Annotated in this window: 5 protein-coding genes; 2 read left to right on the forward strand and 3 right to left on the reverse strand. The window is 58.8% G+C overall.

Annotated elements, in window-relative coordinates:
• Window positions 1-96 precede the first annotated feature (96 nt).
• Complete coding sequence (locus EYC79_RS12880; protein WP_245495275.1) at window positions 97-759, forward strand: TetR/AcrR family transcriptional regulator; 663 nt, start codon at window positions 97-99, stop codon at window positions 757-759.
• Window positions 729-1601: a 4'-phosphopantetheinyl transferase family protein gene (locus EYC79_RS12885; protein ID WP_130978242.1), complete on the forward strand. Its 873-nt coding sequence runs from the start codon at window positions 729-731 to the stop codon at window positions 1599-1601. Before EYC79_RS12880 ends, EYC79_RS12885 begins: the two co-directional genes overlap by 31 nt.
• A 72-nt stretch (window positions 1602-1673) precedes the next feature.
• Here the strand turns inward: EYC79_RS12885 and EYC79_RS12890 are convergent, their stop codons facing one another.
• The 3 genes from EYC79_RS12890 to EYC79_RS12900 form a co-directional block, all read right to left on the reverse strand.
• Window positions 1674-8819: a non-ribosomal peptide synthetase gene (locus EYC79_RS12890; RefSeq protein ID WP_130978243.1), complete on the reverse strand. Its 7146-nt coding sequence runs from the start codon at window positions 8817-8819 to the stop codon at window positions 1674-1676.
• 114 nt (window positions 8820-8933) lie between these two features.
• Window positions 8934-10415 (reverse strand): aminotransferase class I/II-fold pyridoxal phosphate-dependent enzyme, encoded by a 1482-nt coding sequence (locus EYC79_RS12895; protein WP_165457027.1) that lies wholly within the window; start codon window positions 10413-10415, stop codon window positions 8934-8936.
• Window positions 10408-14571 carry a non-ribosomal peptide synthetase gene (locus tag EYC79_RS12900; RefSeq protein ID WP_130978245.1) on the reverse strand — a complete coding sequence of 1388 codons (4164 nt, stop codon included), beginning with the start codon at window positions 14569-14571 and terminating at the stop codon, window positions 10408-10410. Before EYC79_RS12900 ends, EYC79_RS12895 begins: the two co-directional genes overlap by 8 nt.
• Between the last annotated feature and the right edge of the window lie 4 nt (window positions 14572-14575).

Here is a 14575-nt window from a genome sequence, read left to right on the forward strand (position 1 = left end):
TCAAACGGAACCGTCCTGTCCAGTTAATATGACGACGACGGTCATGTTTTGTGTTAATTGGTGCGCAAGCGTCAGAGAGCGAAAACCAGATGCGAAATGACGGAGAAGGTGACGATGGTTTCTGTAGGCACTAGCGAAGTTGCCAGAGTTGGTCGCCCGCCCAAAGCGGCGCGGGATATGGCCAGGGAGAGGATAATTGCCGTCGCGACTGAGCTTTTTTCAGGGAGAGGTTTTGCCGGGACCTCGATGGAGCAGGTGGCGTCCAAGTGCGGAGCGGGGAAAGATACGGTTTACCGACGTTTCCCATCAAAGGTGGCGCTGTTCGAGTCTGTTGTCGAGGATGCTCACAAGAACGCGGTCGCAAGGCTGGAACTCATGCCGACTGTGACCGGCGATCCTCTGACGCGGCTCGAATCCCTTGTTCGTCAACTTTTACGAGTTAACATGGAGCCTGACATGATTGCTTTGAAGCGCATCGCGTTCAGTGAGGCCGTCGTCTTTGAAAAGGGTGGTCCCATACCGCCTCAGCCTGATCCGATCATGGCAAAGTTGGTCGAAGCCGTGGAAAGTGCTCAGGAAGACGGCGCGCTCTGTCCTGGAAACGCTTCCGAAATTGCCGGACATCTCATCCACTGTATGGTCGCGATGCCGACGGGTGCGGCGATGATGGGAAGTAACGAGTTTGGGTCCCCAGCTGCTGTTGACGCCCATTTCGATAAGACGTGGACGTGGCTGATGAATGGTTTGAAACAGCTTTAAGAGCTAGAAGGCTTGCGAGATTCGACTGTGCTTCAGAGGATATTTTTGACGGAAGACCGTCTCCACGCACATCTGGTCATGAGGCCAAATGTGCCGCTCGATCCGGTATTGCCTGTATGAGTGCTGATGCGACAGGGGTTCGCCAACCGTTCCTCAGCGATATTGTCACCGTGCTTGATCATTGCGGGCACCACATCGGATTGCAGACGCAGTATTCGATCGATGCCTTCTCTCGATCTCTATTTGATATTTATGAGGTCGATTTCCCGACGAGATTGGGCAATGCCGTCCCCAAACGCCGAGGCGAATTCCTGGCCGGACGGGTGCTTGCTGGCGCAGCGTTGAAATCGCTCGGCATCATCGAAAGTTTGGTTGGCATTGGCGAGCGGGGCGCCCCTCTATGGCCAAAGGGCTCTGTTGGCTCGATCAGTCATTCCCATGGCAGATGCGCGTGCCTCGTCGCCCGTGGCGAAAACATGCTGATTGGCATTGATGTGGAGAAAGTCGCAACGGGTAATTCGCTCGAAGCCATTATGAAAGAAGCACTGTCGGCTAGGGAGTGCAATCGCCTTGCTCACCAGACATGTCTTGATCAGGCCATCCTAGCGACCACGATTTTTTCCGCCAAGGAGACCATTTTCAAAGCTCTGTATCCAGTCGTTCAAGATTTCTTCGGTTTTGATGCCGTGAGTTTCAACGGGATTGAAGATGAAGATACCTTGTCATTTTCAACCGAGCAGACGCTACATCCGACAATACCGATAGATACAAAGATGCTGATCAAGTTCGAAACCGATAATGAGTTCACAAGGACGTGGACAATAATTGACAGGACGATGTGAGCGTCATCTTTAGCGTGATGATGATAGTGGCCTGCCGCTGTCGATCCGACGGCGGCAGGCCACTGGTTGTGGTTATCGCTTTACATCGAGACCCGTTTCCGGTGGTGGGAAGAAGCCGACCTCGATAAAGTGTTGAACGTACCTATCAAGCACCGCGTCGGTAATCGGGGGCGGCGTTATCCCTGTGCCAGCCAACGCAGTCTCTATATGCTGCTGCCCGAGTGCTGATTCTGTTTGAGATCCATCGTACTTTTCAAGATGCCCCGCAAGCAGGAGTATCGATGCGAAAGAGTTGTCGCCCTGCTTTGCGCGTCCTTCAGCGGTCTGTATCAATCGCTCGCGCCATGCCTCGAACGACATGACCTCTAGTCGATAGCCCGCACGTCGAACCGCGTTGAGGATATCACTGATACTCGTCTGCATTACGTTGGATAGATGATAGGTCGCCCCAGGCTCTCCCCGCTCGATCAGCGCTACCAAGGCTCGCGCCACATAATCGACCGGAGCCAAGGTGAGGTGATCCGAGCGCAAATTAGGCGCTGCCTGGAGAACCAGCATTGACCGGATAAAATGCCAGAAGCCAATACTCGTGCTGCAAAAGCCGGTGAGACTATGGCCGCTGACGCGCCCCGGGCGGTGAATTGTAACCGGTAGGCCTCGCGCCGCAGCGCTATGCATCAGCTCCTCCGCCACCCATTTGCTCTGGACGTAGCCCGTGTCTTCCACCGCATCGATCGAAAGGCGGGTTTTTTCCAATATGATGGGAGGGTTGAATCCGCGGCTCGCCACGACCGACGCCGTCGAGACAAAATGGACCGGCGTTACGCGACTTCCGCTTGCTGCAAGCTGCAGGATTTGTTTCGCGCCACCGACGTTAATCGGGGCAAGGCGTGAATAGGGGTCGAATTCGTTCGTCGCACCTCCATTGTGGATGATGACATCGAGCTTATCGGCAAGGAGATCGAACGTTTTTGCAGTTAAGCCCAGACGTGGGTGCGAAAGTTCACCGGCAAGTCCGATGATCCGGTGCTGGAAAGCATCGTCCCACAAATCATATGCGGTCAGAGACCTGCGGACCCGCTCGGCCGCCGCCGCGTCGTCCTTCGCGCGCACCAGGCAATAGACGCTGGCATTGCCGTTCCGCAGAAGCTCCGCCAGAGCGAAAGAGCCGATGAAGCCTGCTGCACCCGTCAGCAGAACGGCATTAATGGTTGCAAGTGTCGGTCGCGGGGCGACTACTGCGTCTGCGGGAACCACGATGTCGGCAGGTAAAACCAGATCCGAACGCATGAGGCTTCTCTCGTGATCCGGGTCGCTGAGCTTTGGCGGTTTCGTTGTGATCTCCTCGACGGACCCTAGAGACGCCGCAAGGGCCGCCGGCGTCGGATGATCGTAGATCTGCCGGACATTGATGCCAGGGCCAAGGGTCTCGCGAAGCAGGCCAACCAGACGTACCGTCAGCAGGGAGTGCCCGCCTGACTCGAAGAAATCGTCAAACCGACCAATTACCTGACGCTCCAGAACTGAGGCGAAAATGTCGCAAATGACGCGTTCAGTTTCGTTCACCGGCTGTGCGATTTGTGTGTCTGTCACGGATGGATCTGGCAGCGAAGCAACGTCGAGCTTGCCGTTGATCGTTCTTGGGAGATCATCGACAAACATGATGGCGGCCGGAACCATGTAGGAGGGTAGGTGCAGGCGCAAAAGCTCGCGCAAGCTATCCGCATCAGTCGATAAACCGTCTCCGACAACATAGGCGACGAGTCGCACCGAGCCATCCTGCGCGGCCCTGCCCACGACTGCCGCGCGCTTCACACCTTCTTGCGCGACGAGAGCATTTTCAATTTCAGCGGGTTCAATGCGATAGCCACGAATTTTCAGCTGATTGTCCGAGCGGCCAAGATAGTCGATGCCGCCATCGGCGCGCCATCTTGCTAGGTCGCCGGTGCGATAAATTCGCTCGCCGGGACGTCCGAACGGATTTGCGACAAAACGCTCCGCCGTGGTTGCAGGTCGTCCAACATAACCGCGTGCCAATCCCACGCCGCCGAGGTAGAGCTCGCCCGTTACACCCACCGGTGCCGGTTGGAGGCCAGGACCAAGGATGTAGGCATCCGTGTTGGCAATCGGCCTGCCAACGGTCGGCTCGGCATTCTCCGCAAGATCTGCTCCGAGAGCGTTGATCGTGTATTCGGTCGGACCATAAAGATTGTAACCACTGACACCCTTTGCTTCGCGAAGGCGGGTCCACAGATCCTGGCCGACCGCCTCCCCCCCAAGAGAGACGAATACGACACCGGTACCAGGTCTTCCCTGCGGCCGATCTCGTTCGAGAAGTCCGTGTTCGACCAGATAGCTGCCATAGGTCGGTGTGACGTCGAAGGCATCGACTTCTTCACGATCGAATAGCGGAAGCAGCCGATCCGGATCTCGGCGCAGTTCGTCATCGATGACATGAACCTCGTGGCCGGCCAACAACCAGAGGAGTTGTTCCCAGGAGGCATCGAAGGCGAAGGAGGTCGTGTGAGCGATCTTTAGCCTGCGACCGCCTTGAGAGGCCAAAACCGGTGCAAAAATCTCCTGTCTGTGATTGATGAACATGTTGGTCAGGCCGAGATAGGGTACGGCAACGCCCTTGGGTTCACCCGTCGAACCGGACGTGAAGATAATATAGGCGAGATGCCTCAAGCCTGCCGGTCGCTCGATCTGCGGTAGGGTTTTCGGCAAGCTCTTGAGCTCGGTCTGCGTTTCTGGTGCGTCAAGAAGCACCAAGCGGGTATCTTTTTGGTATTCCGGCGGGAGAAGCCCGGCCAGTGTACTGACGCTGAGGATAACAGTCGGTTGCGATTGATCGAGCATCGAGCGGATTCTGTTGACAGGTGTTTCCAGATCGATCGGGACATAAGCGGCATGCGCTGCAAATACCCCGAAGAGGGCTATGATCATCAGTTCCGAGCGGGGGAGGAGCAACGCGACGCGGTGTTCGGGCTTTGCCCCGCGCGAATGAAGCAGGTGAGCCAGTTGATGCGCAGCCGTTGCCAATTGTTCGAATGTGAGCTTGGTGTCGCCTGCCGTGACGGCGTTGTTGTCCGGTGTAGCCAAGGCCTGTTTGAGGAGGAGATCTGCTACCGAGAGTGAGCCAATCTCCATCTCTTCGCCTGAAATTGTCTTCGGCAATAATGTGCTGGTGTCGGGCAGCGCGTTCAGGGCCAACAGAGGCAGGTCGGCGTCACTGCAAAAGCGTTCCAGGATATGCCCATAGGCTTCGATGAGAGCTTTCGCCTGATCTCCCGTGACGAGATCGCTGCGGAACATCAGCCGCAGATCGATGGCGTCTCCTTTCGGCGTCACGGACATGCTGAGTGGATAGTGGGTCGCATCGCGGACTTCAGCATTGCCGATCCGGATTCCGTCCTCGTCAGCAACGTCGAACACGGGCAGGTTCTGGACCGAAAACAACGTATCGAACAGAGGACTATGCCCGGCAATCTGCTGCAGCCGCGTCAGATTGACATGGGAATGCCGCAGGGAAACGGCTTTTTGCGCGTGCAGGGCGCCGAGTGCTGCCTTGACTGATTGCCGCCCATGGGCCTGAACGCGCACCGGCACCGTGTTGAACAGGAGGCCGATGATCTCGTTCACCTGCTCGATGTCGTTCGGCCTGCCGGAGACAACGTTTCCAAATACGACGTTTGCGTTTCCGCTCAATCGCATAAGAAGCGTACCCCATGCTAGCTCAAGGACAGTGCTTAATGTGGTCGATGCTGAACGTGCCAGCTGCGACAGCGCCGCAGTGGTGTTGGCGGCAATGGAGAGCGAGAGCTCATCACTATGCTCGATGCTTGCCTCCAGGCCGCGTGCGCCGGGATAGAGAATTGTCGCCTCGCTGCCGGCAAGTACTTCGCCCCAGACGGTTTCTGCCTCGACCACGTTCTGCTGCTTGAACCATCTCAGATATCGGCTGAAAGGTGGTGGGGCTGCCGTACCCGCCGGATCGCGGTAGAGCTGGACGACGAGGCGATAGAGCAGGCGGATGGACCAGCCATCCAGCAGGATGTGGTGAGCGGTCAGCAAAAGCCGATGGCGAATGGCGGCTGCATCGTCGGGCACGCGTATCAGCGCGAAACGGATCAATGGCGGATGGGCGGCATCAAAGCGCGCAGCATATTCTTCATCCGCGATCAGGCGAGCCTCGATCTCGCTTGCTACGCGTTCCGAGCGCCAGGGAACCTCGACATCGGCAGGGACCACCTGCACCATTTGCCCACCGATCTCGGCGAAACCTGCGGCAAGGGTCGGCGTTAGTTCTATCGCTCTCTTTATTGCACCATGAAGCCGATCGGCATCGACCTCGCCAAACAGATCGAGCGACGTCTGTGATATGTAGACCTCGCTTGAGCCCTCGGCCGCACCAACAGCGTGAAAGCGCAGCCCTTCCTGGAGTGGCGAGAGCGGTAGTGCTTCACGGACTGCGCCGAACGATTCTTCAAGGCGCCGCCGATCCCAGTGCGATATCTCGACAAGCTCATCGTCGATCGGCTGCTTTCCAGTGTGAGCTGGCTCGACCGCGGCAAAGAACTCTGCAAAGACGCTGTGCCAGGCCTCGATCAGCCTCTCGGTCTCAGACACGCTGCACCGCGCGTTGATGGCGAGCAGCGCCCGGCCACGCCGTGGGTCAAAACGCACAGTCCATCGCTCGTGTCCATCATGAGAGCCTTGCTCGCGCAGGATGGGCTCATCTCCATCATCGGTGATGACCATAGAGAGGGTGATATCCGGTCGGGGCACGTCATCGAGCGCGCCGGCGACATCCGGATTAACGTCACGTGCCAAAAGATAGGTCGCGGCGAAATCACCGCTTATCTCCCCGTCGCGATCGAGGCCAAGAACCTGGCGTGCAGCTCGCAGAAAACTGTCGGTCAGCTGCGGTGTAAACCGTGCGCCTTCCAATCCCTGCGGCGGGGCGACCAGCATCGGGAAGCTGCGTCTGCACCAACCGACGGCGTTTACCAGCGCACCTTTCGCCGCGCGATCGCGGTCTGGCTCATCGATTTCAAGCAGGAGCGGCGCGGTTGAATGACGTTTTACCCAAAGCAGGGCGGCAATAGCCGCTGTCCTGAGTTTTACTTTGTCGAGTTGATGGTCGAGGCCGGGAAGTGCAAGTTCGCGTGCGCTTGTCGTGAACGCATCCTGCGAAATGGCTTTGACGGCAGTCCGCCCCGCTGCCTGATCCAGCATATCCAACCAAGCTTCGGTATTGGCGACCATATCGTCCTGCACCCCCAACTTGGCGGTGCGGTTCAACCAATCCGCATAAGACCCGACAGCCTGCGGTACGATTGGGATCGTGTCAAAGCGCAGGTGCGAAAGCTCCGCAAGCAAAATGCCCCAAGACTCTTCGTCGACCCAGCCTGCGGGCGCCTGCAGAGTCAACATCCGCGGCGATGTCGCGATTTTGTCGCCGGGTTGTATCTCCAACCAAGCGGCAAACCGCTCGGAATCGGGAGCAGCGGCCGTTTGCCCCAAGAAGATGGGGGTTTCCCATAGCTCACCCGGGCCGGCAAAGTTCCACTGCCCGCTCGCGCGGTCGTGCTGCAGACGAAGGGCGTCATGACGTTCCAGCATCCGGACCAATGCGGCAACGATGTCGGCTTCATGTGCATCATCGGAAAGACGGATGGCACGCATCATGGCGAGCGGGCCTCCGCGGCGCTCCGCCACTATAGTCGCTAGTGATGCGGCTTCAGGGCTGAGGGGCTTATGCGCCAACTCTGCGAACTGTGACAATCGCAATTGCGGATGATGCGCTGACTGTCCGAGAATGCCAATGACAAGTTCGAGCAGATGCCGTGCTGTGGACTCTTCGAAGAGATCGCACGCATAAAGCAACGAAACGCCAATGCGTCCGCTCGTACCCTCGTCATGGATCACGAAAGTCAGATCGAACTTCGCCTGCGTCTGCCGGGGCTCCTCAAGCAGCATGGTCGTATCGCCGAATTGCAATTCGGGCCATGGTTTCGTTGCGGTGACCATGACCCCGAACAGCGGATTTCGCGCGGCGGCACGTGGCGGGTTAATATGCTCGACGACGCTCTCGAACGGCGCGTCGCGGTTGTCGAGAGCCTCGAGACTCGTCTCATGCACACGGCGAAACAGCGTAGCAAAATCGGGATCTCCGTTGGCATCGACGCGGACGACCACCGTGTTGCTGAAGAAGCCGACGAGCCGGTCGAGCGCTGAATCATGGCGTAGGTCGACGGGCATGCCCAACGGTATGTCAGAGCCGGCACCAACGCGCCCAAGCGCCACGGCGACGGCCGACTGAAGCGCGACGAGTGGCGTGCCACCATTTGTTTTCGCCATGCTCCGCAGGGCCGCGGACAAGCCGTCGCCGCACCAATATCTGATCTGACTGCCTGAAAAGCTCGGTGACTTCGGGCGCGGGCGGTCGAAGGGAAGGGCGATTTCTACAGGGAGATCCGCCAGCTGCCTTTCCCAGAATGCCAATTGCTTGGCATGCAGGCTGCTGGCATTCTTGGCATCGCCAAGATGTCGTTGCTCCCATACAGCGTAGTCAGAGTAGCGGATACTGGACGCCGGCGGCAGCGCATCAGAGTGTGCACCATCTCCATAGGCTCGCTCCAAATCCGCAAGGACGATGCCGAACGATCCGCCGTCTCCGGCAATATGAGGCAGCACGAGGATGACGGCGGCGACGATCGAACCGTTGCGAACGACCAACGCCCGCAAAGGCGTGTCTGTTTCAAGGTTGAAAGGCTCATCGCGAGCCTGGCATGCCACCTCGTCAAGCACATCTTCCAAGCGATCGGTTGCTGACAGTTCCAGATCGACCTCGGTGATACGAGGTGAAAGATAGGTCTCGATTATTTGCTCGGGGACCCCGGCCGGGCCGGCCCGATATCGAGTGCGCAGGATCTCGTGTCGGTCAACGACCTGATCGAGTGCGCGCCTCAAGGCGGTGAGGGAAAAATTGAGGTCGGTCGCCGGCCGGAGGATGATGCAGAAGTTGTATGCAGCGGATCCTTCAGAAAGATGCGAATGGTACCACATGCGACGTTGGGCCGAGGAGAGGACAGAAGGACCTTCATGCTCTTCGCGTCGCGGACGATCGTTCGCGACGGATCGCTCCGATTGGAGCAGGCCCGCGCCGCCGAGCCGCTTCGCGAGAAGCTGTTGCTTACGATCCGAAAACGTCATCTATCTTCTCCTGTCTGATGGCGGTGAGCTCCTTCGAAGGGCGCTCGAAACACCGGTATTTATTCGCTTAAGCAGACGCGCTCAGCGGGGTAATTGATGCTGAGCGTTGTGCGGTCATGCGTGCTCGTCTTCGGCGGAAGGGTTGAGAACGGCGCCGACCGAAATTTCGTCGGAGGATGTCGCGCGTCGCGTGCTTCCACCTGCAGCCAAGCGATAAATCTCCGCTCCCCTTGCTCTCTCTTGGGCAAGTGCCATGGCATGACGCTCCGTCCAGAGTTCCCCCGGCCGTGCCAGCGGCACGCCAGGAGGATAGGGGATGATATATTCCCGGCTGCACGAGCCTATCGAAGGCTCGAAGTCCTGCAGGCCAGTTGGCGGTAGGATGTTGCTCTGTGAACCGAAACCGGATTCCAGCAACGATAGGCCCTTCATTAAGGCCTGAAGATCATGATCGGTGACACCGAAATGCAGCCGGACCACAAGCTGGTCGCCAGCGATTGTGACAAGCACATGGTGCTCCCGCAGAAGCCAATCTCTGATGTCGCGTGAGCGCGACCCAACATGCAGGCGCAACACCATGGGATCGAAATCGTAATAAGCGTCGCCTGTTGAGGAGACGAGCATGCGTGCCGTCAGCGGCTCGGCGCGAAGCATGGATTCGAGTTTCACTTTGAGCGAAATCGTGCGCGAGAACTCTCTAGCGCCGAACTGAGCCGCGTGGGCGCGCGCAAGATCGAGTGATGTCAGGATGGGCCATGATGGCGACGTGGTGTGAATACGATAGCGCGCCAGCCGCACTCTTTCGATATCCGAGGCGGAGCCCAGCACGTGAAGATATGAACCCTGCCGAAGTGCTGCCATGGTCTTGTGTGCCGAGTGTGTCACCAGAACGGGCGCGCGCAACGGCAGGCTGGAGGCGACAGCAAGCGCCGTCTTGTCGGCCAGCGACGGAACAAAGGCATGCATTGCCGACCACGCCTCGTCGATGACGATCGCGGTTGTTGGGGACGACGTCACCAGTAATGGCAAAACTCGATCCAGGCGCAGCTTCCGGCCATCATATCCTGTCGCCGAAAGCACCAGGATGTCGAAAGGTCGGCCTTCGGCTGCACGCCGAGCAAGCAATCTGGCTGTTGCTTCGACGTCAACTCGGGGATTTTCCACGGAGCCAGCACAAGGTGTCGGCACAACCGTCATGGCCTCGGCCGCAAACAGCAATGATTGATGAGCCGCGCAGTCCATCAGGACTTCAGCGCCGGGAAACCGAAGGGATTCCAGGGCGATTTGATTGCTTGCGCTCGTGCCGCTGGTCCCGAAGAATGTCGCATCGGCGCCGAAGGCGGCGGCGGTTTTCTGCTGGGCGTCCGCCAGGGGTCCATGTGGCGTAAAAAATGAATCCACTGCGCTGCCGGACCAACTCGCGTCGATCCGCGAGAGATCTGCACCCAAAAGCGCACGATAGTGTTGCGCAAATTCCGACGACGCGGCGTCAAGAACCGCCGGCCACGGAACGGCATGAAAATTGTGGCAGCGTCCGCTACGCGTGAAATTCGTAAGATGCGTTGCGAGGGGTGCATCGAGATAGTGGCTATGCATCGACTGCATCCCCCGCTTGGATCGCCGCAATCCAGGCGTTGAGCAACTCCTGTGCAATAGCGGCATTGCCGGCTGCGATTTCCAATTCGGTTCGATCATCGAACGCCTGCCAGGAGGCGACAATCCGATAAAGACGATCAGTACCCCGAAGGGCAACGACGCCGTTCAATGCTTGAGGAGTTACCGTGCGCCGGACAAGCAAACCCGGACCTCCGGCAACCGGGCGGTGGCGAGCCAGATAATCAAGATAGGAGCGGGCAGTCCCAATGACCTCGCTGATCCCCACCTGAGCGAGGACAGGGACGGCAAGAAGCGGACTAACCTCAACGGGCTCAACTTCGACATCGGCAACGACAAGATCGGATTTTGCGATATCGCGCGCAGCCCGCAGCAGTGCGTAGGTAATTGGTGTTTTGCCGGAGGCAGCGATCGTCCCTCTTACCGTAACTTTCGTTTCTTCTGAGAGATGTTCGTCCGGCCCGACCCACCATGGGCTTTTCGGACCCGCGTCGAGAACCGACTGCCAGTCGTGGGCTGCAACCGTCGAAGTCCCCTCGATCAATCGGAAGACCTCGGTCATCTTACCGTCTTCGATCTCCGTGGCGATGCGCGCCAGAGACAATCCATCGACTACCGCTGCGTGCGCGATCAGCAGAGCATCACGCGGCGTCACGATGGCGGCGATGACGTCACCTTTTGCAATATCGATGGCAGACTGTGCCGCGGCCAGAATTTCTCCTGGGTCAGATTTTTGAAGCTCGATCACGTTCGCTGCGCGCGCCGGTGCGGGCAGCCGAGTGGCGCGCCATAGACGCCCTCTGACTGTAATCGCCTGCTGAAATGTCTCATACCTTGCAATGACGTCCGCAAGCGCCCGACGCAATTGCTCCGGGTTTGTGGAATTTCGTATCGGCTGCCAGGTGAGAAATTCAGAGATCGAGGCACCGGATAGCCGCAACCGATGAAGCTGTGGTGGGAGAATGACTGATTTTGGTTTTTCTTCGATGGGTGGGGGAAGTTGCTCCACCAGTTGCGCAACCGTCGGGTATTGAAACACGGCCGCTGCTGGAAAGTTGAATCCGGCCGCGTTGGCACGGGCGGCGAAGGATACGGCCGTCAGTGAATCCCCGCCCAGAGCAAAGAAGTTATCGTCAATGCCGAGGGGCTTGCCACCGAGAAGCTCGCTGAGCAAGCCAGCAAGACGTTCTTCTCGTTCGTTGCGGGGTGCGCGAGACGGCGTCTCCGCGATGACGGCAACAGTCTTTGGCAGTGCCTGACGATCAATCTTACCACCGACGAGCCGAGGCAGTGACGGCAGTACAATTATTTCGGATGGGACAAGCGGTCCTGGCAAGCGGTCTGCCAGTTGCGCCCGAAGCTTCGGGCCATCGGGTATTTCCAGGCCATTGCCGGAGACGTAGGCGACAAGCTCCGTGGTTGAATCCACGGAGCGTGGAAGGACGATCGCCTCCTTCACATCCGGTAACGAGTAGAGTTCCGCAATCGTCTCGTCCGGCTCCACGCGATGACCACGAATGTTTACCTGATCGTCGATGCGGCCGACAAGCTCGAGCCGGCCTTCCTCTCGCCAGCGAACGAGATCGCCAGTTCGATATAATCGGCCACCTCTGTTGAAGGGGTTTGCGACGAAGCGTGCGCTCGTCAATGCCGGCTGCGCCAGATAGCCGCGGGCGAGCTGCTGCCCCTCCACATAGAGTTCACCAAGAGCCCCTGGCGGTGACAACGTCAGATCCGCGGACAGCACGTAGCATCGTGATCCCGGCAAAGGCTGACCGATCGATATCGAGCCGCTTTCGGCATCGCGGCGGCTCACCCTTCCGGCGGTTACGTCACCTGTCGTCTCGGTGCATCCATAGGAATTGTGCAATTGCACGTTTTCTGCTGCCCGATAAATCGAGGCGGCGACACCGGCAAGGAGGGGTTCTCCGGTCGACAGCACGCGATCTCTGTCTGAGACAATGTCGGGAGATGCGATCGTGACAGCCTCGACCAGCCCTGGCACCGCCATGAGATGGCCGATGCCGTGCGTCGTGAGAAGGCGCCCGATCGCCGCAGCATCCCGTGCCTCGTCGTCGGTGGCCAGCACGATGTATTCGCCGGTGACGAAGGCCTCGCAAAGTTCGGCCGTCGCGTCGATTGCTGTCGGCGCACTTTTGGCAAGCCTGGCGCCACCCGAGCCCCCCGGCCAATGCTCGCAAACCCAGCTGGTGCGGGCTGTCAGGGAGGCATGAGTGGTCACGACACCCTTCGGTTGCCCTGTCGATCCCGAGGTGAAGCCGATATGCGCCGCTTCCAACGGGTGCGGGTTGTAGCCGGTGTCAGTCGGCTGATCGTGGGGCGCTTGCAGGACGCTGGCGACGGAAATAACGAACGCATCGCCGCCTGCAAGTTCCCTATCGCAAATCACGAGTTTGGCGCCGGCGGTCTGAATGAGCCTCTGCAAGCGGGATTGCGGGTGGTTAGGATCGAGTGGCAGATAGATTGCGCCGCATTTCCAGATTGCCAGGGGAGCAACGACAGTGATCAATCCGCGGCCAGCGGCCACGGCAACAACGTCCTGCTGCCGGATACCGCGTTGCAAAAGATGGGCAGCCAACCGATTGGCATGCTCATCAATCTCAGCGAAACGATAGCGGTCGGTGGCATGCACGAGCGCGATATCGGACGGTTTGACTTTGACGTGATGGCGCCAATGCTCGATAACGGAGGTCCTCTGGTCTTCGACCTCGGCACCACAGGAAAGTTGCATCAGGCGGTCGCGCTGTTGCGTCGGCAAGTCGCTGACAAGGGCGCATGACCGCTCAGGGCTGGCCGTTCCCTGAGAGAGGATCGATTCCAGATGCTCAAGCATCTCGAGCACCGTTTTCGGAGCGAAGAGCTCTGTGCGGAAGGTCGCTTCCACCTGCAAAACGTCGCCGGTCAGGAATCCCTGAAATGTCAGTGCGAAGGGCGACGACCCGTTGAAGATGTTGGTCCATCGAACATCGACATCGGGCAAAGCCGGACCCTCAATGTCGCGGTCGAGAAACAGGCCAAGCGTGTCGGTGAAGAAGCCGTGACCCGCTTCGCGCGGGGGAGAAAGCTCGCTGACGAGGCGCTCAAAGGAAACATCGCCATTGCTGACGGCATCGGTAACGATCTGGGCCGTCTGCGCGAGGAGCTCACGAAAACTTGCCTCAGCCGAGATGTAAATCCGTAGCAGGACCGTGTTTCCGAAATTGCCGATAAGGTCGCGGCTTCCCGGCTGATGGCGGTTGGCGACCATCGTGCCGATGGTGATATCGGATACCCCGGTCCAGCGATAAAGGAGGAGAGCATAGGCTGCGATGAACACCGCAAAAGGGGTTGTTCGCAAGGTGGCGGCGACCGTGCGCAGACCTGTGGCGCAAGCGGTCGGCATGACTCTGTCCAGTCGCGTCGCTTGCTCGCTGATGCGCGGGCCGCGCCCATATATGGTGGGCAATGGCAGCGCCGGAGGCGGAGGCGTCAGCACCTGGCGCCAGTAATCCATCTGCGTGTCGAGATTTGCCGCGGATCTCGCGTCGGGCGACTTCAGATGCGTCGCTAAATCTGCATACTGGACCGGTAGAGGCTCGAGCTCCGAACCACGATAGGCAAGGCTGAGGTCGCGGCTGAAGTTTCCGAAACATCCGCCATCCCATACGATATGGTGAACGGTCATGATGAGAGACCATTCTGTCGCGCTCACCTTGACCAAATGGGCGCGTAGCGGACTGGAGGACCCTATATCAAACGGCGCGCCAGCGGTCTCGCGCGCGACGCGTACGGGCTCGACGTGCTCCACAATCTCTATCGCCGGCCGCAAGTGCGCATGAATTTGCTGATAGGGTTCGCCGTCCTCTCCCGTTGAATAGGTCGTGCGCAGAACCTCGTGCCGATCAACGACCGCGGCTAGAGCATCGATCAGGCGCGATTCGTCGAGAGCGCCGGAAAGGTCAATACGAATGCAGACGTTATAGGCGCCGCTTGCGGGATGTAGCTTCTGATGCAGCCACATGCGATGCTGAGCGTCTGACAGGGGCGCTATATCTCCTTTTTGGCGCTTTTGAACGCCGGATCGAGCTACACCGGTCTGATCAAGTCGTCGGCGTAAAAGTTCAACTCGCGAATTCATGGAT

The sequence above is a fragment of the Agrobacterium cavarae genome (assembly GCF_004310285.1).
GTDB classification, from domain to species: Bacteria; Pseudomonadota; Alphaproteobacteria; order Rhizobiales; family Rhizobiaceae; genus Agrobacterium; species Agrobacterium cavarae.